The 17,852-nt window shown below is 49.3% G+C and carries 21 protein-coding genes; 12 read left to right on the top strand and 9 right to left on the bottom strand.

The window, feature by feature from the left end:
• Positions 1–9: 9 nt before the first annotated feature.
• A complete protein-coding gene (gene tsaA, locus MHUN_RS10055) occupies positions 10–438 on the top strand; it encodes a tRNA (N6-threonylcarbamoyladenosine(37)-N6)-methyltransferase TrmO (protein ID WP_239441518.1) in 429 nt (142 codons plus the stop codon).
• A gap of 4 nt (positions 439–442) precedes the next feature.
• Here the strand turns inward: tsaA and MHUN_RS10050 are convergent, their stop codons facing one another.
• A complete protein-coding gene (locus tag MHUN_RS10050) occupies positions 443–1,201 on the bottom strand; it encodes a sulfide-dependent adenosine diphosphate thiazole synthase (protein WP_048067974.1) in 759 nt (252 codons plus the stop codon).
• 72 nt (positions 1,202–1,273) lie between these two features.
• Positions 1,274–1,894 carry a thiamine phosphate synthase gene (gene thiE / locus MHUN_RS10045; RefSeq protein ID WP_011448907.1) on the bottom strand — a complete coding sequence of 207 codons (621 nt, stop codon included), beginning with the start codon at positions 1,892–1,894 and terminating at the stop codon, positions 1,274–1,276.
• Positions 1,895–1,909: 15 nt separating this feature from the next.
• Between thiE and MHUN_RS17615 the strand changes: the two genes are divergently transcribed.
• Positions 1,910–3,730, top strand: coding sequence for a PAS domain S-box protein (locus MHUN_RS17615; RefSeq protein ID WP_052288874.1), 1,821 nt, complete (start codon positions 1,910–1,912; stop codon positions 3,728–3,730).
• 107 nt (positions 3,731–3,837) lie between these two features.
• On the opposite strand, the gene MHUN_RS10035 is transcribed toward MHUN_RS17615, so the two are convergent.
• Positions 3,838–5,694, bottom strand: coding sequence for an IPT/TIG domain-containing protein (locus MHUN_RS10035; protein ID WP_048067433.1), 1,857 nt, complete (start codon positions 5,692–5,694; stop codon positions 3,838–3,840).
• A 98-nt stretch (positions 5,695–5,792) separates the two neighbouring features.
• Here MHUN_RS10035 and MHUN_RS10030 point away from each other — a divergent pair, with 98 nt between their 5' ends.
• From MHUN_RS10030 to MHUN_RS10005, 6 genes are all read left to right on the top strand, one after another.
• Positions 5,793–6,350 (top strand): GNAT family N-acetyltransferase, encoded by a 558-nt coding sequence (locus tag MHUN_RS10030; protein ID WP_011448904.1) that lies wholly within the window; start codon positions 5,793–5,795, stop codon positions 6,348–6,350.
• A 4-nt stretch (positions 6,351–6,354) separates the two neighbouring features.
• Positions 6,355–6,993: an SdpI family protein gene (locus MHUN_RS10025; RefSeq protein ID WP_011448903.1), complete on the top strand. Its 639-nt coding sequence runs from the start codon at positions 6,355–6,357 to the stop codon at positions 6,991–6,993.
• A complete protein-coding gene (locus MHUN_RS10020; protein ID WP_011448902.1) occupies positions 6,990–8,213 on the top strand; it encodes a serine hydrolase domain-containing protein in 1,224 nt (407 codons plus the stop codon). The genes MHUN_RS10025 and MHUN_RS10020 overlap by 4 nt, the downstream gene beginning before the upstream one ends.
• Positions 8,214–8,330: 117 nt before the next feature.
• Positions 8,331–9,305 (top strand): ornithine cyclodeaminase family protein, encoded by a 975-nt coding sequence (locus MHUN_RS10015; RefSeq protein WP_011448901.1) that lies wholly within the window; start codon positions 8,331–8,333, stop codon positions 9,303–9,305.
• On the top strand, positions 9,302–10,303 hold the full coding sequence (locus tag MHUN_RS10010) for a family 16 glycoside hydrolase (RefSeq protein ID WP_011448900.1): 1,002 nt from the start codon (positions 9,302–9,304) through the stop codon (positions 10,301–10,303). Before MHUN_RS10015 ends, MHUN_RS10010 begins: the two co-directional genes overlap by 4 nt.
• 73 nt (positions 10,304–10,376) lie before the next feature.
• Positions 10,377–11,621 carry an NAD(P)/FAD-dependent oxidoreductase gene (locus MHUN_RS10005; protein ID WP_011448899.1) on the top strand — a complete coding sequence of 415 codons (1,245 nt, stop codon included), beginning with the start codon at positions 10,377–10,379 and terminating at the stop codon, positions 11,619–11,621.
• Between the two features lie 13 nt (positions 11,622–11,634).
• Here the strand turns inward: MHUN_RS10005 and MHUN_RS10000 are convergent, their stop codons facing one another.
• The 3 genes from MHUN_RS10000 to MHUN_RS09990 all read right to left on the bottom strand — a co-directional run bounded on the left by MHUN_RS10000 (position 11,635) and on the right by MHUN_RS09990 (position 14,236).
• The gene (locus tag MHUN_RS10000; protein WP_011448898.1) at positions 11,635–12,159 is read right to left on the bottom strand and encodes a chemotaxis protein CheW; all 525 of its coding nucleotides are present in this window, start codon (positions 12,157–12,159) and stop codon (positions 11,635–11,637) included.
• 361 nt (positions 12,160–12,520) lie between these two features.
• Positions 12,521–13,762, bottom strand: coding sequence for an aldo/keto reductase (locus MHUN_RS09995; RefSeq protein WP_011448897.1), 1,242 nt, complete (start codon positions 13,760–13,762; stop codon positions 12,521–12,523).
• A gap of 24 nt (positions 13,763–13,786) precedes the next feature.
• Positions 13,787–14,236, bottom strand: coding sequence for a response regulator (locus MHUN_RS09990; protein WP_011448896.1), 450 nt, complete (start codon positions 14,234–14,236; stop codon positions 13,787–13,789).
• Positions 14,237–14,604: 368 nt separating this feature from the next.
• Between MHUN_RS09990 and MHUN_RS09985 the strand changes: the two genes are divergently transcribed.
• A complete protein-coding gene (locus MHUN_RS09985) occupies positions 14,605–15,033 on the top strand; it encodes a tetratricopeptide repeat protein (protein WP_011448895.1) in 429 nt (142 codons plus the stop codon).
• Positions 15,034–15,144: 111 nt separating this feature from the next.
• Positions 15,145–15,660, top strand: coding sequence for a hypothetical protein (locus MHUN_RS09980; RefSeq protein ID WP_011448894.1), 516 nt, complete (start codon positions 15,145–15,147; stop codon positions 15,658–15,660).
• A 94-nt stretch (positions 15,661–15,754) separates the two neighbouring features.
• Here the strand turns inward: MHUN_RS09980 and MHUN_RS09975 are convergent, their stop codons facing one another.
• The 3 genes from MHUN_RS09975 to MHUN_RS09965 are packed head-to-tail and all read right to left on the bottom strand — an operon-like array spanning position 15,755 to position 17,090.
• On the bottom strand, positions 15,755–16,036 hold the full coding sequence (locus MHUN_RS09975) for a hypothetical protein (protein WP_011448893.1): 282 nt from the start codon (positions 16,034–16,036) through the stop codon (positions 15,755–15,757).
• Complete coding sequence (locus MHUN_RS09970) at positions 16,033–16,587, bottom strand: hypothetical protein (protein ID WP_011448892.1); 555 nt, start codon at positions 16,585–16,587, stop codon at positions 16,033–16,035. Before MHUN_RS09970 ends, MHUN_RS09975 begins: the two co-directional genes overlap by 4 nt.
• A gap of 26 nt (positions 16,588–16,613) precedes the next feature.
• Positions 16,614–17,090: a hypothetical protein gene (locus MHUN_RS09965; protein WP_011448891.1), complete on the bottom strand. Its 477-nt coding sequence runs from the start codon at positions 17,088–17,090 to the stop codon at positions 16,614–16,616.
• 94 nt (positions 17,091–17,184) lie between these two features.
• Between MHUN_RS09965 and MHUN_RS09960 the strand changes: the two genes are divergently transcribed.
• Positions 17,185–17,373, top strand: coding sequence for an antitoxin family protein (locus MHUN_RS09960; protein ID WP_011448890.1), 189 nt, complete (start codon positions 17,185–17,187; stop codon positions 17,371–17,373).
• Positions 17,357–17,791, top strand: a complete 435-nt coding sequence (locus MHUN_RS09955; protein WP_011448889.1) for a type II toxin-antitoxin system VapC family toxin — start codon at positions 17,357–17,359, stop codon at positions 17,789–17,791. The genes MHUN_RS09960 and MHUN_RS09955 overlap by 17 nt, the downstream gene beginning before the upstream one ends.
• Positions 17,792–17,852: the final 61 nt, after the last annotated feature.

Here is a 17,852-nt window from a genome sequence, read left to right as displayed (position 1 = left end):
GAGAAAACCATGATAGAACTGGAACCAATCGGCGTTATCCATTCACCATTTACCAGCCGGGGATCAGCACCACGGCAGGGGCGATCCTGCTCTGAACCGATGAAAATCGAGATCTATCCTCAGTTCGTCCCCGGTCTTGGAACCATGGAGGGGATATCCCATATCTGGGTGTTATACTGGATGGATCGGGCAGAACGGGATATCCTCTTTGCAAAACGGCCAGACTGGGATGAACCCCGGCCTGTGTTTACCATCCGGTCACCTGCACGGCCAAACCCGATTGCACTCTCAATCGGAAGGATAGAAGAGATAGAAAAGGGGATCATCACGGTAACCGGCCTAGAGGCTCTGGATGGATCCCCGGTTCTAGACATCAAGCCATATGTGGTTGAGATAGACTGTATATTTGATTCGTTAAATCCATTTGAAAAAAAATGAAATATCAGAACCTTTTGAGGATCTGCTCTGCTGCTGCCTCACCGGAGAGGAGCATTCCGCCAAAGACCGGACCCATCCGGTGACCGCCAAAGACCGCGTTTGCCGCCATCCCACATACGAAAAGACCGGGAAATATCTCTTTGGTATGAGCGACCACGGCAGACTCCGCATTATCTGCCCACATGGTCCCTTCTCCCTTAATATCAGGTTTTCCACACTTTTTCGACACCTGCCGGGCTATTACCGCATCATGACCTGTCGCATCAACAGTCATTTTACACCCAATGGTGAGCGGATCCACATGAAGTCCGGTCGCTTCCACCGGCTGCCAGTTGATCACCAGACCTGACAGAGTTCCATCTCCCTTGATCATGACATCCTCAACCGTCGTCAGATTGAAAAATTCAACCCCTGCATCCGATGCTGCAGCGGCGAGTTTGGTGACAGCTTCCACTGATCTGGCCGTGTAGTACCCTGGAGCGAATTCTGATGATCTGATACCAAACCGGTCAAGGAGCCTTTTTGCCTCCTGCTGGACCACAATACGGGGAAACATCATTCCTCCTCCCCACATCCCGCCACCGATGGATAATTTCTTCTCAATCAGGCCTACTTTTAACCCCTTTTCTGCGATGAGGGCAGCACAGACAAGACCGGACGGACCGGCCCCGATCACGGCAACATCCATCTCCATGTACTCAATGAGGGTGTTGAGGTGGTCGGTTACGATTGCCCTGCTAATGGTGATTTCATCAAGCGTCATATCCATATTGCGTCTCGTTTGAACTATTTCTACGTTTTGTGCACCAGACTGTATGGAGAGATCGGGGGGAGTTTATGAATGTATCATGAGGTCTGCAAATTTTCTGGAAGCGGCGGCGATATCCGGGCTACAAATCACCGCAGAAATGACTGCAATCCCGTCAGCACCGGCAGCAAGGACGTCGCCTGCATTTGTAAGATTGATACCGCCGATGGCAATGATGGGAATGGCTACCCGTTCCCTGATACTCCGAATCAGGCCCGGGCCCACGGCCGGTCCGGCATCTGCCTTTGTTCCGGTCGGATATACCGGGCCTACCCCAAGATAATCGGCCCCTCCTTTTTCAGCCAGGACTGCTTCCTCAACGGTCCCCACCGATACCCCGATGATGAAGGGCCGGGGAGCCAGTAACCGGGCGGCAGAGAGGGGGAGATCATCCTGACCAAGGTGGACGCCATCCGCCTGTACTGCAAGCGCAATGTCCAGTCTATCATTCACGATGAACCGGGCATGATGCTGAGTGCACAACGATCGGATCTCCTGCGCAATTGCATAGAGTTCTGCTGCATTTCTTCGCTTATCGCGGAGCTGGATGATTTTTGCACCGCCGGAGAGAGATTCTTTCGCAATCTGTATATGTGAGCAGCCAGGAGCCAGAATCTCATCAGTAATGATGTACAGACCACAATCCATGTGTTTTCTTAGGACATGCAGATATATATCATCCTACGTGAAGTATCATACATACCTGGTGGCATCATGATATCCCGGATTGATCTGCGAGTCATCATCATACTTGCAGTTATCATAGGAATCGGCGGATGCATGACTCTGGTCTTCATGTACCACAAGGATGCCCAGCTTCGGGAACAGGTCCTCACAGAAACCAGACTTGCCGCAGCAGGAATTGACCTTGACACTATCAGGAACTTTCATGGTTCAGATGCCGATCTTACCAACCCCGCGTATATCTCGATGAAAGAGAAGATGGTCAGTATCAAGGCTGCAGAACCGCTCAGCAGGTTTGTATATATCATGGGGCAGCGGGATGACGGGGGTGTGTTTTTTTATGTTGACTCCGAATCACCCGGAACCGACGGGTACTCCCCGCCAGGACAGGATTATACGGAGGTTTCTGACCAGGTTCGTGAGTTATTTACCACAGGAAAGGCCGGGATAGTAGGCCCCACAACCGACCGGTGGGGAACCTGGATCAGCGGCTTGTTACCGATTCAGGATCCCAAGACTGGTACTATTATCGGCGTTTTCGGGATTGATATCGACGCGAGAAACTGGACATTGATCACCCTGTATGCCGGCGTTCCTCCTCTGGTCGGGACATTGCTCATTGTTGCCATCTTCCTCTCATTTATCACCATTAACCGGAGAAAGGATGAAGAGAACGAAAAACTGGCAATATCTGAACAGGCATACCGGGAGAGTGAAGCGCGACTTTCTGCAATTCTTCAGAGTTCTCCGGCATTCCAGTTCGTTATCGATCAAAATCACACGGTCATCTCCTGGAACCGGGCCCTTGAGAAGTTTTCAGGGATTCCTGCATCAGAGATGATCGGGACGAAAAACCATTGGAAAGCATTTTTCCCGACTGAACGACCCCTTCTTGTAGATGCTCTTCTTGACCGGAACTTTCAGATTCTGAATGAACTGTATGGTGACAGTTGTCATCCGTCTGACCTCATCGATGGGGCATATGAGATGACCCGGTATTATCCGGAGATGAAAGAGAACGGCATCTGGCTGTACATTCTTGCTGCCCCGTATAAAAATGACCAGGGTGAGATAATCGGTGCTGTTGAGACACTGATTGATGTGACTGAACGTCATCGGGCAGAAGAAGCGGTTAAAGAGGCGGTTAAAAAACTAAACCTTCTCTCCAGTATCACCCGCCATGATATTCTGAATAAAATCACTATGCTTCAGGGCCTTATGATGCTCATCGCCGAAGCAGTGGAGCATGATCCGGAGTCTTCAGAGTATGTGAAGATGGGAAAAGGAGCAATTAACGCAATTAAAAAGCAGATTGAATTCACCCGGACCTACCAGGATATCGGGCTGAATAAGCCGGAGTGGAATGAGATATCTGATATCATCCTGAATGTTTCAAAAGAGTTGATCATAAAAGACATCTCTCTCTCTATCTCCCTTGACGGAATCCAGGTCTACGCAGACCCGCTCATCAGAAAGGTCTTTTATAATCTTATGGATAACTCAATCCGGCATGGTGAAGGTATTACCAGGATCTGCTGTACATATGACATCCAGGATGACACCCTGGTGATCAGGTATGCTGACGATGGAATGGGAGTTTCACCTGATGAGAAAACCTTGATCTTTGAGAAAGGGTATGGAAAGAACTCCGGCCTTGGCATGTTCCTTGCGAGGGAGATATTATCCATTACCCACATCACTATCAGGGAGACCGGGGAGTATCAGAAGGGTGCTTTATTTGAGATACTCGTCCCGAAAGGGATGTACCGGTTTTCTCATCCGGAGCAGAGCCTGTCCTGATTCCCGGTTAAGACATAGGGGCCGGATATCACTGCATGTATTACGATATTCGATCCAGCCTGAACAGAAAAAAGACGGGGATCATCTGAGCCACCAGTGATACTCCCCTACAGGACTCTGAACATCTCTGATTTTGTTGCACTTCTTCCCCGACCTGCATCCCTGGTAACATCCAGATCATACCAGCCGGCCCAGGTTCCGTTTGGAATGGTCAGATATCCGGTGATCCGGGTTCCTTTGTATGACACTGCACCAGATACCGGTATCGTCGTGGCATTATGGGTAAGATTCAGGTTCAGATACTCTCCATCCCCGAAATTTTTACCTGTTACGGTGATCTTCAGATCCTCAGTTCCAACCTGAGCCCGGTCAGGCTCAATTGACTCGATGACCGGGGTGTTATTATAGAGAATCCTGAAAGCTCCGGTTTTTACCAGCTTCTGACCAGACGGAAATATGACCGTCAGATCATACAGATCCGGCATGGCATCTGACGGGATATGGAACCAGGCCTTCAGCTCATCAGGACGGACAAGTGCAGTTGATTCGCTTTGAATCTGGTCCTCTCCGCTTGCGGTCAGCATGACGGACGACCCGTTTGCAAGGTTATTCCCCCCTATGGTTGCGGTAAGATACTGCCCCTGTTCCCCGGCAGCCGGCTCTATACCGGACAGGAGAAGGGATGTTTTCGTATAGATGGAGAAACCGCCTTTGAGAATATCACTCTTGTTATACCGGCTGGTTACAACCACGTCCCAGACCCCCTGCTCAGCATTCTCCGGAATGGGGATGGTACAGGTGATCTGGGTTGGTGAAACGATGGTGATATTCTTTGCAGATATGGTCTTTTCCCCCCGCTGCAACGTGACCCGATCCCCTTCAAGGAATGACATCCCTCTGATGGTAACCTGACGGTCTGTGCCCTGGATTCCCCAGACCGGAGTTATCTGCAGGTTAAAGGGAGCATATGGCTCTCCACTCAGATAGGCATTGGTCTTTCTGGCAGACTGTCCATCAGGATTCGTAACGGTAAGGTCCCACAGGCCCTCATGATACCTGGCAGGAACCTTCACCGTACCGATGATACGACCAGGTGAATCAACAACGGGGTCTATTCCCTGCACGATGAGATCATTTCTTGATAAGGAAAAGGTAGCTCCTTTCAGGAAATTGCTGCCGGTTACCGCTACCTGCACCGGGACATCCATGTCACCCTGGTCAGGCGTGATGGCAAGGATCTGAGGCTTTGGGAGAGCAATAACGGTAAATCCTTCTGACCTGACGGCTTCCTGCCCGTCTGCGTTGGTTATTGAGAGGTTCCAGGAGCCGGGTCTGGCATCTGTCGGAAGGATGAGTTCTCCGGATATCTGGTCATACCTTACTGACAGATTGGTAAGCGGTATCTGTCTTGTATCCTGGTTAATGTGGACTGTACAGCCGGAGCGGAAATATCTCCCGGTTATCTGGAGTGGAACTGATGATCCTGCCATTGCAGAGGAGGGTGAAATATTCACAATCTCCGGTGCTGCCGGAGGCTGGACATGAAATACCTGGTTATACCGGTGCTCTCCCAGTGATGGTGACTGAAGGATCATCTGATACAGCCCGGGATTTGCATCAGCCGGGACAATGACCCGGAAGGTTACGGATGTATCGGAGAGGTTTTTCACGTCCGTTACATTCAGGACAGAATCATCCTTTGCAAAACGAATGGTCATGTCCTCTGAAAAACCCTGTCCGGTCAGGGTGACCAGGTGGGAGAATCCTGCATGCACAGTATCAGGGGAAAGACTGGTAATATCAGGGGCCTCTGCGCCGGATACCGGATTGTAACCTGCGAGCAGAATTCCTCCAACAATGCAGAACAGACACCAGTATCTGGCAGAGAAATGAAATTTACTCGGTATCAAATTAAAATTCATGGAGATCTCCCAACCGGTTGTTCCGGTTTGTTCATCGTTCAATATTTGAGAGCGAAGAAGAAAAACTTCTGTGTAGTAATCCGCAGAGCGCTGTTTTGAACGCAAGCCCAGGGCCTCTGCATGCGAATGGAGATACCATCATGCATATCAGTACACCATCCTGTATCCTGCGGACCTGGTCGGTCAGTGATGCCCCCTCGCTTTCTATTCATGCAAATAATCCGGATATTGCACGATGGATGCGGGACGGATTTCCATCCCCCTATTCCAGAGATGATGCAGACCGGTTCATCGCAATGGCACAGAATGAACAAATCGCTATCCTGCTCGCAATTGAGGTTGATGGGGAGGCTGTCGGGGGAATCGGTATTCACCCGCTTTCGGATGTTTACAGAAGGACAGCAGAGATTGGATACTGGCTGTCACAAAAGTATCAGGGAAGAGGGGTCGTGACCGATGCAGTCAGGGCATGTGTGCCGGTAGTCTTTGCAACCACGGATATTATCAGGATTCAGGCAGGTGTATTTCATACAAATCTGTCGTCCATGAGGGTGCTTGAAAAATGCGGATTTGAACACGAAGCAGTACATACCAAAGCAATATGGAAACATGGACAATTCCTTGATGAGCACCTCTATGTTCTCTTCAGGGACCGGTACGAGAGCAGAAAAGAACCTAATGCCCGAACGCTGAACTAATAGTATGCAGCTGCTTCGGGTACTCTCAATAATCCTCATTCTCCTGACCTTTGGGATAGCATACATGGTTTACCCCATCCTTCCGGACGAAATTCCTACCCACTTGAATATTCAGGGTCAGGTGGACGGGACAATGCCGGTATTCCCAGGGGCCCTCCTCATTCCAGCTCTTATGGCAGGGATAACCCTCTTGATGATTATTCTTCCCAGATATGATCCCAAATGGGAAGCCTACCAGGAATTCCAGGGAGCATATGACGCACTTATCCTGCTGCTCAATATATTCTTCTTTCTGCTCTTCCTCATCACCATTCTCTGGGCCCTGAGAATTGAAGTTCCAATGAACCAGGTTATATCGGCCCTTTTCGCCATCCTTATGGGGGGAATTGCATGTTTTATCCGTCGGGTAAAGCCAAACTGGTTTGCCGGGATTCGGACTCCCTGGACCATGGAGAGCGAGACCGTATGGAAGGAAACTCATGAACGCGGATTTCGCGTCTTTCTTATCATCGCCCTCCTCTGCCTGCTTGGGATCCTGGTACCGGAGTATGCGTACCTCTTCATCCTTCTTCCGGTCATCATAGGAACCATATATCTTGTAGTCTATTCGTATATCGTCTGGAAAAAGGAGAAGATCGCATGATACAAAACGAATATGGCTTCGGAAGGATGGTCTTTCCCATCTTTTTCGTCCTCCTTTTGGTCTGCCTTCCGGTGGCAGGGCTCATGAGTCCGGAAGAGTGGCGGATGACTGCTCCAGGAAAATTTTCCACGCTCTCCGCTGAGGAGGTTGCCTCGATTGCAGAGCCGCTTGTTGATAATGGAACATATCCAAGCCTTGTTATTATCCTGGAGGATCGGAACGGTTCTGCCCTTTACACCTTTGGGATGGCTAATCGTGCGACGGGTCAGGCTCCTGACAACCGAACCACTTTCGAGGTTGGATCGGTTTCAAAGACCTTTACCGGGCTATTGCTCGCCGATGCAGAGCTTCGGGGTGTGATAAACCTGTCTCTCCCCATACAGACCTATGTTCCGGAGGGGGTGACCGTCCCCTCATGGCAGGGCAGGGAGATTACCCTCTCCGATCTCGCTACCCACACATCAGCACTTCCCAATGTGCCTGATGATTTTTACCGGTACCAGAAGGAGAGCGACCCAATCGAAACTCAGGCTGAATCAACCTTCAGGGGATATGAGGAGATACCGGCAGATCTGGTATATGCATGGCTCTCAAACCTGACTCTGACGCGATCTCCAGGTGATGACTGGGAGTATTCAAACGCAGGGACGGCCATTGCAGGAGATATCGTTGCACGGGTCCAGAACAGAACCTATCCGGAGCTCGTGAATGAGCGTATCCTCACCCCGCTTGGGATGAAAAGCACCGCTGCAGGGTGGAACCCTGAGCTTTTGGAGCGTTCTGCAGTTGGATACCGTGGGTATGCCCCGGACCATGACGAAGGGATGATCATCAGGTACAATGAGTTCTGGACGCCAGCAGCGGGAATCATCTCTGATGCGGATGACATGGCAGCTTACCTTGCCCTGCAGCTCGGGTTTCTGGATGTACCTGAAGAGCTCAGAAAAGCCGTCAATTTGTCACATGATCCACGAACCATCCGATCTACTGAAGAGGTTGATCTCTGGCAGTCGCTCTTCTGGGACACGTTTGAGACCGAAGGCATTCCCCAGACCCATCTGAAGGCCGGAGAGACCAACCGGTTCATGGCTGATATTGCATTTGTAAAGGACGAGGGGATTGGCGTTGTTGTTCTGAGCAATGTGGCATACTTTTCAGATACTCATGTTGAATCCGATGTTGCCATTCCACTCATTAGACTGATGCTGGAGAAAAGATAACCAATCATAGGAAGCATACTAAGAAGGAAATCCTGGTCCATATATGCAGGCCTGACATAACCGGAAAATATCCGGGTACTCCGGATAAAAAGGGCAGAAAGAGGAGAAATAATTAATATGCAGTACTATCCGGCGCCAGAAGAGGTGATAGAGATGAGTGATCTGATAGCTGCAGTTGAATCTGCATTTATTGATCACGGTGCGGGAAGGAGCATTATGCCCCCGAAGGTCTATGTAAATCTTCCGGGGGGTGATTTCAGAACAATGCCATCATATATTCCATCCCTTCAGACAGCCGGGGTAAAGATTGTGAATGTCCACCCCGAAAACAGGAAGGCAGGTCTGCCAACCGTGATGGCGGTCACGATACTTCTGGACCCCCCGACCGGAATGCCTGTTGCAGTTCTGAATGCAACCACACTCACTGACCTTCGGACCGGAGCTTCTGCAGCTGTTGCAACCAGGGCTCTGGCTCACAAAACATCCGGGACCCTTGGGATTATTGGATCAGGCAGGCAGGCTGATTCCGGTCTTCTGGCCCTCTCCCATGTCTTTGAACCGGAAGAAGTGCTGGTATGGTCCAGGTCAGCCTCTCATGCAGAGAAGTTTGCACAGCGGTATTCTCATCTCCCTATACGACCCACCGATATTGAAACCGCTGCAGGGGCCGATGTCCTTCTGACCGTAACCCCTTCGAAAATCCCGATCATTCTGGATGAGTGGATCTCTGACGGGGCTCATATCAATGCCATGGGGGCCGATGCTCCAGGAAAACAGGAACTTGATCCCGCAATACTAAAAAGAGCGGATGTGTTCGTGGATGACATGGACCAGGCCATCCATTCCGGAGAGGTGAATGTGCCAATCAGTGAGGGGATATATACCCCCTCGCAGATAACCGGAACGCTTGGGAAGGTGCTGACCGGGTCGATCCCAAAACCCTCCCCTGGCACAGTCACGGTTTTTGACTCAACCGGGCTGTCTATTACCGATCTTGCAGCAGCCCACCTCGCAATAGGAAAGGGAAGAACCATTGACCTGCCATTTATGCAGAATGCCGTAACACCGGGCATTATCGGAGTGAGAGAATGAAGAAGGTTTCCTGCCCGTCATGTGGAAAAGAGAACAGACCGGATGCCCGGACCTGTGCATATTGTGCCATGCCAATAGATGATAAACCCGCACCACACGTAGAACCGATATCTCCGTATGATGATCTCTTCTCAGATGATATCATCCCAGAAAAGCCACAACCAAAAGCAAAACCACTGAAAGGACCGGTACTGGAGCCTGATGCAGAGTTCGAAGAGCCTGCCGGAAGAAAACGGATGCAGATTCCGCTACCGGCAAACCGGGATATGGCTTTTCTTGCAGGGATAATCGGTGTGGGAATCATCCTTATCCTGGCGGTGTTCTTTCTGCCATCCACCCCTCCTGACCAGACATCAGTCCAGGTTCCGGAGATTACGCCTGAAGTAACCAGGGAAATAATCGAGACTCCAAAGCCGACACCAGATGTTCAGTCAGGGACCGGATACACCCAGTTTGACAACTTTTCAGATAAAGAGAGCGGGTGGGGATCGTATGAAAGTGATACGTTCCTGAAGTATTACTCCGGGGGAGAGTATCACATGATCCAGAAGGGAGAGGACCTCTCCGACCGTGCCCTTCTCGGAAAGGATGTCACAGATTTCGTTGCAGAGGTAGAAACGCGGCTTGATTCAGGCCCGCTCACCGGTCAGTACGGGATGATCTTCCGGTTTGATAACGGGAACTACTACTCATTCGGAATCAATGGCCGTGGCTGGTTCACGGTCAGGAAACACATGGACGGAAAGGTGTATGAGATGATTCCCCTGACCGAGACCTATATTCTGAATAAGGGGTATGAAACCAACCGGCTCGGGATCAAGGCTGAAGGAAATACGCTGAGCCTCTATATCAACGGGAAGATGGTCAGGGCCATTTCTGACACATCCCTTACCCACGGGGATATCGGGTTCTTTGTATCCCGCCTGGCAGAACAGGGATTTATCAAAGAACAGCCGGTCCATGTCGCCTTTGATAACTTCAAATTCGGGGAGATATAATCCTGAACCCTGTTTCCGGGATGCCGTGGTTCACCGCTCCTGATATAATCCCCTTTATCTCCAGGATACGTGCATGAATCAGTATGCCGTCATCGTCATCGGGGGAGGGCCGGCAGGACTTTTCTGCTCTCTCCTTTTAGGAAAAGGGGGGTGCAAGACCCTTCTCCTCGAAAAGATGCCAACCTGCGGGAGAAAACTTCTCCTATCCGGTTCAGGTCAATGTAACCTTACCCATACCGGACCGATATCTGAATTCACATCCCATTACGGGGATCATGGGAGATTTATCAGACCTGCCCTGATGCACTTCTCAAATGTCAAGCTCATCAGCTTTTTCCAGGACCGGGGAGTGCCGTTTCGTGATGACGGGAATGGTAAGTATTTTCCTGAATCAGGAAAGGCCCGGGATATCCTCAATGTCCTGCTCAAAGAAGCGAATGAGGCCGGTGTCATCATCCATACCAGCGAGCCGGTGCATACCATCAGTCATGACATCTCCGGATTTACGGTTACCACCCGGACAGATACCTATCATAGTACCGGAGTTGTGCTCGCAACCGGGGGATATACCTATCCTGTAACGGGATCCACCGGTGACGGCTATACCCTTGCACAGGCTCTCGGGCATACGATTGCAGAACCAGGTCCTGCCCTGACACCGATCCATACTCAGAATTTTCCCTTCCGGGACCTTTCCGGTATATCCTTCTCTCAGGTACCGCTCACTCTGTACCGGGAGAAGAAGAAGGTTCATGAAGCACGAGGAGATCTTCTTATCACTCACACGGGATTTTCCGGGCCTGGAATCCTTGATATGTCCAGATATTTCAGGGCCGGGGATGAGCTCAGGGTCTCATTCATTCAGTATACGAATATCAATTCCGCCAGGGAGGGCCTGATTTCCCGTTTCTCATCAGGCGGGGTGAAACAGGTAAAGACCATCCTAACCAGCATTCCGCTTCCAGACCGGTTTGTGAGATTGATCATGGAACTGGCAGAAGTTCCCCCTGATATGACCTGTGCGCAATTTCCTAAGGAGATGAGAAACCGGCTGATACCAATGCTACTTGAATACCCGGTTCAGGAGATGAAACCGGGCGGAGAGAATGAAGCGATGGTCTCACGGGGAGGAGTGTCCCTTGATGAGGTGAGAAAAGAGAGCATGGAGTCCCGAATCCTACCGGGTCTGTACTGTATCGGCGAGGTTCTTGATATTGACGGAGACTGCGGCGGGTACAACCTGCAGGCCGCGTTCTCAACCGGGGCACTTGCTACGGATACTCTGTTAAAAAAGTTGAAAATTCCGGAGAAAATCTGAATCAGTATCTAAATCAGGATTGGGAAATTCCCCCCGCTTCCCTGATAAGCCCGCTCATGTCAATCCAGATGACCAGTTCTTTCTTACTCTCTCCTTTCTCACCAACATCCTTCTTAATGACACCGAGGATATGAGAGTCTTCACCGGCCCCATGAGAGGTCTGATCGATATCGGCCACATTCACGGTCAGAACCGAGGTGACTTCATCCACTACAACCCCGGTCTTTCCGTCAGTTACCGACTCATCAAGAACAATGAACCGGAGGTCTTCGGTATCTCCGGATTTTCCTTTTGTAATCTTCAGGAGCTGGCGAAGGTCCACAATAGTTGTGATCTCCCCTCTGAGGTCGATAATTCCCCTGATGTATGCCGGTGCATGAGGGAGTGGTGTTATCTTGGATGCTTCGACAATCTCCTTGACATCAAAGAGGTTGACTGCAAACTTGTCGTCACCAATGATGAACTCGACGACCTGAACCTCCTCGTTTCCATGCTCATTTGTTGTTACCCCTGCCGTTTGTGTTGCTGCCAGAACCATCTAAACCACCTGTCTGCATGAAACCGGTATGGACATACTCCTTCCGAAGCGCTCCATCCCCACCGAAAAACCCGGCATTTTCTCTCATCTTATGAAATCACTTGGTAATTCAGCAGGGTCTGCCGGCCGGCCCCCCTGAACGAATATGCTATCAACAAGTACCTACTTGGGTATAATCCTTTATATTCTTATACACACCTGCGTATATTGTTAGGAATTCTCTGAAACATGATTGCTCCCCGCCCTCCGGACCCTACTGAGGAGTATGTCAGGTTTATCTCATGGTTTTTGAAGCATCGGACCATGATATTCTTGTCAGATAAGACTTAAAAAAAGTTTACATTTAATCGTTTTCAGGACATCAACAATTCATCCATTTACTGTTTTTCAGGAATGCGAACCGTCGCATGATGGGAAGGGCAATCTTCGCTCCCAGGACAAGCACCTGAAAGAACGGACCTTCAAGCCGGTCTGATACCTCTTTGAGTCTCTCCGGGATATGAATCCCCTGGGGACAGGCAGAAAGACATGCCCCGCACCCGACACAGGCAGATGCAACCGAATATCCGCTCATAACCCCACCCAGACGGGCAGCATACACGGCATTAGTTCGCCAGGTATCCCCGAACATGAAGAGATTGTTGTACATCTCAAAGCAGGAGGGAATATTTACCCCAAACGGACAGGGCATGCAGTACTGACATCCGGTGCAGGGCACTTTCATCAGCGAATGCCAGGTATCGCTGACCCTCCTGATGACACTTTGCTCCTCTGCAGTCAGACTTCCCGGATACGCGGTCTCTGCAGTCCGGCAGTTCTCATCCACCTGTGCAAAATCATTCATCCCCGACAGGACCATGGTGATTTCAGGCTGATCCCAGAGCCACCGGAGCGCCCATTCTGCCATAGTCCGCTTTACCGGAGCCTGTTCCCATATATGTGCGATCTCACCGGGGGGACTCCTTGCAAGTTTTCCGCCACGCAGGGGTTCCATGATAAAGACTGCCAGGCCCTTTTGTGCTGCATATGTCAGGCCCTCCCGCCCTGCCTGACTGAACTCATCGATGATATTGTACTGAATCAGACAGCAATCCCAGGGGTATGCATCCACGATCTCTTTAAAGGTCTTTGTATCTTCATGGAATGAAAATCCGGTATGTTTGATCCGTCCATCTGCTTTTGCCGTATCAAGGAACTCCAAAACCCCACATGCCTTCATCCGGTCCCAGCTCTCCCGTCCTATGGAATGGATGAGATAATAGTCGATATAATTCGTATTGAGCCGGTTTAGCTGTGTATTTAAAAAGAAATCCATATCCTCCCTGGATTTTACCAGCCAATGTGGAAGTTTTGTTGAAATGGTTACCTTCTCCCGGTACCCGTCTGCAAGGGCCCTGCCAAGAAATGATTCCGACTGTCCGTGATGGTAGATCCAGGCGGTGTCAAGATGAGTGATGCCTTTGTCTATTGCATACCGAAGCAGGGCTTTTGACCGTTCCTCATCGATGGAACCATTCTTTTCAACAAATCGCATACACCCGAATCCAAGGATCGGGAGTTTTTCCTGTGTCCGTGGTACTTCCCGGCAGAGTATATCAATCACCTTCTCCTCATAGGAGGGTGTTATTCAGAGAAATGAAGATGGCACGGAATCTTCCATCTGGGTATTCATGACAGCCTGAACGGTTGTATACCGGGTAATGGCCTGATGTATCTTTTCACTCAGAACTGAAAAGACAATGGATGGATCACCGGTCTTCATCACGTAAAAATCGGCACCAGACTCTTTTGCATCCCCTTCGATATCTTCCTGCCTGATTCCGCTGAGAAAGATGAAGGGTGTTGATGTTCCACGCTTTCGAACCAGGTGCAAAAATTCAATGCCATTCATCTCCGGCATCTGATAATCTGATATGATGATATCAAAAGGGTTCGTGCGCAGTAAGTCAAGGGCCTGTTCTCCGGATTCTGCAGAGGTTATCTCATAATCTCCAAAAAGGGTGAGATAATCTGAAACTGTTGATCTCCACAGACGCTGATCATCAACATGGAGCACCCGGATTGGCTTTTCAGGCATATCAGACAGAGTACCCTATACATCCTTCGGTGATATATAGTTTGATATATGGAGGTCAGGGTTTTTGAGACCATATGCCTACGCTATGATTGGGTGTTCCTTATGTGTCTCCAAATCTCCCGTTTTTCTTCGTCCTTCTCGTATGCTTTACCATATCCCCTATAGTGCTTCTGTTCCCTTGCCATGGTATTGCATGGCATTACTGAATGCAACGGTGATGTGCAGATCTGTTTTGCGCAATTGATTGGCAAATTCTTAACGTATCGCGAGTTCCATGGTCATTCATCCCAGAAATATGGATACCATCCTGCTCTCCTGCAGGACCCTGGGAGAGAGAACTCCAGGAGAACAGGAGGGTACCAGGCCAGATGTGTGGCTGGCACTTTTTTGGGACAGTGGTCATGGAACCAGGAGAAGAGGGATTGACAATGGCAATAGATGCTATCGTATCACAAGAAAGGACGTTTACGAAACTGAATCCAAATATCGAGTGTGCTCTTCGTGATGCACAGAACTGTAAGATGGCAGGGGATTATCAGCTTGCCCTGAACCTGTATGACAAGGTTATTAAGGAAGATCCGGCAAATGTTCGGGCATTACATTCAAAAGCGAATGTTCTGGACCTGATGGGGAATTATTCTGAGGCGATCAGGTGTTATGAATCCGCTCTTGAGTGCGATCCCCACAATGCTGAGGCATGGTATAATAAGGGAATGACCCTCCGGAAGACAGGCAGGCATGAAGAGGGTCTTGAACATATCAGAAAGGGCATCTCCCTGGCCATGGGAGATATCTGACAATTTCATCTTTTTTTTCTTTCTAAACGTTTTTATGGGTATTTCAGAAACATTTTCACTTTCACCCTGCACCCCTGAAGTTTATATGGTCATCATGCCGACCATCAGAGTATGATATCGCTGCCATCCTATCTGACAACGCTTGCCCCGTGGGAATTTTCCGTCTACATCGCTCCCCGAGACGTTATTCAGGCAGCGCTTCCGGATGCAGCAGGGGCATTCAGATCGGTCGTATACCTGCACGGGAACTCAGGGACCAGATTACTGAAGGAACACCCTGACCGGCATATCTCATATGTACTGGTTTTGGGGTTTGATGACCTGATGGCATATATTTCAGGGGCGAAAGGTTCTCTGCTCCTCATTGAGTACTGTGATGAATGGTTTATGGATGATCCTGATCGGATTAGAGCCTTTGGAGAGGTCTGTAAGAATTATTCCCGAAAGAGGGGGGCCGCAGTTCTTCTGTCGGTGAGGGTGAATTATGTTATCCGGACTCTTCAGCCATTTATCGGGCCGGTTCAGTGGGTGCAGACGTCTCCCCGGTACGCCCTGTCGCAGACTCCGCTCTTTATATGTGAGGAGCAGCAGGTGTTCAGGTACGGGCAGCAGACTCTTGGAGTATAGCAATGGATGTATGCGATCGTTCGTGTCATGAGAGGTGAGGGGGTTAATCCAGTCACAGAATGAGATTGATAAGTATAATGGCTTTGAGATGATCTCATCCACGATGAGGCTGCAGAGTCATTCTTCCGTACCGAACTGGTCCGGCCTCCCCCGTTCCCCTCCGGTACGAATCTTGACCGAAGATGATGATCGAGCAAAAAAAGGGTTTTGCCGGTTCAAAACGGATCATCGATCCGTACCTCCCCGTTCTCTCCTGCCCGGACGGTACACACCATATTCCGGGGCGTACCATGTGTAGGTACATCCCAGCAACAGCCCCGGTGTTTACAAGACCGATCCCAATGGATATTCCTGCAACAATCAGGTCAATACTCACTCATCATCTCTGAATACAATCCGTTCGGTCATATTCAGCCTGCCTGCAACATCACTGGTATAGAAGGTCTCATTGCTCTGGTCCTGTGACGATGCACGGGCAAGAATCAACCCGGTCCCGTTGACCATCGTTGTTGCTGATGTCTCTGATGAGGTAAGATCCCTCGATGATGTATACAGGCCGGACTTCATAAGCCCGGTATACCTGATCTCATCCTCGATTCTGGTCCGATTTTCAGAAATCTCAAATACACATCCGCTCTTTTTCGGGGTCTGATTTGCTTCCTGCCCGGAGTACTCATCAATTCCCATAGGACCAGACGAATCAGCAACGGTGACGGCCTCTACCTTCCCGTCATTTACCTGCAACTCTCTTATAATCGAAGCAATACTGGTAGTAAAGAGGTGTGCTGCATAGGTCTGCCCCTGTCCGATGACCGAAGATGAGACCCATGATGCCCCGTCACACATGATGGTTGATGATATCGAGTCTGCACCGGCTAATCCGGCGATGAGCAGCAGAATACATCCAATCGCACATCCCCGGTTCATGTCTTCACCACACAATAATGGGGGGATTATGCCAGAGCCGGCACTGTATCTGCCCATGTCTCGATGGTGGAAAGGATGCTGTCCGCTTCAAAACTGGATACCGTTACCTTGTCCCGCCTGAAGGCGACATTGTACAGTTCTCCGGATGCTGCATGGCACTTGAGGGTGACACTAAACCCATCCTCTGAACTGTCATGGGAAGCAGTTCCCCCTATGGCGGTTTCCAGTGCTTCATTTGCAAGGATGTCTGCGATGATGGTGTCAAAGGCTGCGGATGACGGTGCCCGGATACTGATCCGTCCGACCTGTTTCCCGTCATTGTTTTCGTATATGACGGTCCCGGTGTAGTTTTCCGCACTCTTCTGGACTGCCGGATGGTTCTCCCCTCCTGACAGGTATGGTGTGCATCCCCAGGGGTTATCGGAAAGGATGGTCCCGATGATGGTGTTCATTGCTGCCTTGTTTGCGAACGGCGTTGCAAGAATCCGTTCGGCTGATTTCACAGTTGACTATGTCCTGAAATCTGGCCTGTACCTACAATGAAACTTGTATATCTTTGATACGTATATTAATATGTAAAAATTCACCTGATGCTTTATGGGAGAAATTATTGAAGCGATATATGAGGACGGAGTTTTTAAACCACTAAAAAAACCCGATCTCGCAGATAAAACAAAGGCAACGATAATCATTCAGGGCACTATTACGAGAAAAACGAAAGGAATAATGTCCTCAAACTCGATTGAAAAGATTATTGATGAGATAGAAGATGAAAGCCTTTTTTGATTCAAATATTTTCCTCTATCATCTCACTGGTAATTACTCCCTTGCTTCAGAATATATTGAAAAAGTTGAAATGGGTATTATCCAGGGATATATCAATGATATTGTTTACTCAGAAGTGATTCTGGGTTTTCTAAGGGCTCAAACTCAGTTATCATCAAAAAGAATACGAGAAAAATTACCTTATATCAGCATAGATTCTGATGATTTACAAGATCTCTTCTCAATTTTTATCAATCTACCATCACATTCAGGGAGTTATATCTTTCAGATTATGAATACCTATCATTTAATGCCTCATGATGCTCTTATTGCAGCTTCATGTAAACAGTATGGGCTTGGAAAGATTGTGACAAACGATTCAGATTTTTCCAGAGTAGATTTTTTGGAGATAATCAATCCCCCAATCCAAGAATCATAATGGTTGTTTTGTTGTTGACTTCTCTTCAGGAATAAAAAAAGGGACGGAAATAAGGGTTTCA

Source organism: Methanospirillum hungatei JF-1 (assembly GCF_000013445.1).
Taxonomy (GTDB): Archaea; Halobacteriota; Methanomicrobia; order Methanomicrobiales; family Methanospirillaceae; genus Methanospirillum; species Methanospirillum hungatei.
Note: the sequence above shows the minus strand (reverse complement) of the source record. Positions and strands in the feature narration are given on the sequence as shown.

Excerpts from the sequence above, each read along its gene's own strand:
- MHUN_RS09955 (WP_011448889.1), top strand. The coding sequence starts at position 17,357 with ATGAAAGCCTTTTTTGATTCAAATATTTTCCTCTATCATCTCACTGGT.
- MHUN_RS10000 (WP_011448898.1), bottom strand. The coding sequence starts at position 12,159 with ATGGTTCTGGCAGCAACACAAACGGCAGGGGTAACAACAAATGAGCAT.
- MHUN_RS10005 (WP_011448899.1), top strand. The coding sequence starts at position 10,377 with ATGAATCAGTATGCCGTCATCGTCATCGGGGGAGGGCCGGCAGGACTT.
- MHUN_RS10050 (WP_048067974.1), bottom strand. The coding sequence starts at position 1,201 with ATGACGCTTGATGAAATCACCATTAGCAGGGCAATCGTAACCGACCAC.
- thiE (WP_011448907.1), bottom strand. The coding sequence starts at position 1,894 with ATGGATTGTGGTCTGTACATCATTACTGATGAGATTCTGGCTCCTGGC.
- MHUN_RS09980 (WP_011448894.1), top strand. The coding sequence starts at position 15,145 with ATGATATCGCTGCCATCCTATCTGACAACGCTTGCCCCGTGGGAATTT.
- MHUN_RS10025 (WP_011448903.1), top strand. The coding sequence starts at position 6,355 with ATGCAGCTGCTTCGGGTACTCTCAATAATCCTCATTCTCCTGACCTTT.
- tsaA (WP_239441518.1), top strand. The coding sequence starts at position 10 with ATGATAGAACTGGAACCAATCGGCGTTATCCATTCACCATTTACCAGC.
- MHUN_RS09985 (WP_011448895.1), top strand. The coding sequence starts at position 14,605 with ATGTGTGGCTGGCACTTTTTTGGGACAGTGGTCATGGAACCAGGAGAA.
- MHUN_RS09970 (WP_011448892.1), bottom strand. The coding sequence starts at position 16,587 with ATGAACCGGGGATGTGCGATTGGATGTATTCTGCTGCTCATCGCCGGA.
- MHUN_RS10030 (WP_011448904.1), top strand. The coding sequence starts at position 5,793 with ATGCATATCAGTACACCATCCTGTATCCTGCGGACCTGGTCGGTCAGT.
- MHUN_RS09960 (WP_011448890.1), top strand. The coding sequence starts at position 17,185 with ATGGGAGAAATTATTGAAGCGATATATGAGGACGGAGTTTTTAAACCA.
- MHUN_RS10015 (WP_011448901.1), top strand. The coding sequence starts at position 8,331 with ATGCAGTACTATCCGGCGCCAGAAGAGGTGATAGAGATGAGTGATCTG.
- MHUN_RS17615 (WP_052288874.1), top strand. The coding sequence starts at position 1,910 with ATGCAGATATATATCATCCTACGTGAAGTATCATACATACCTGGTGGC.
- MHUN_RS10010 (WP_011448900.1), top strand. The coding sequence starts at position 9,302 with ATGAAGAAGGTTTCCTGCCCGTCATGTGGAAAAGAGAACAGACCGGAT.
- MHUN_RS09990 (WP_011448896.1), bottom strand. The coding sequence starts at position 14,236 with ATGCCTGAAAAGCCAATCCGGGTGCTCCATGTTGATGATCAGCGTCTG.
- MHUN_RS10020 (WP_011448902.1), top strand. The coding sequence starts at position 6,990 with ATGATACAAAACGAATATGGCTTCGGAAGGATGGTCTTTCCCATCTTT.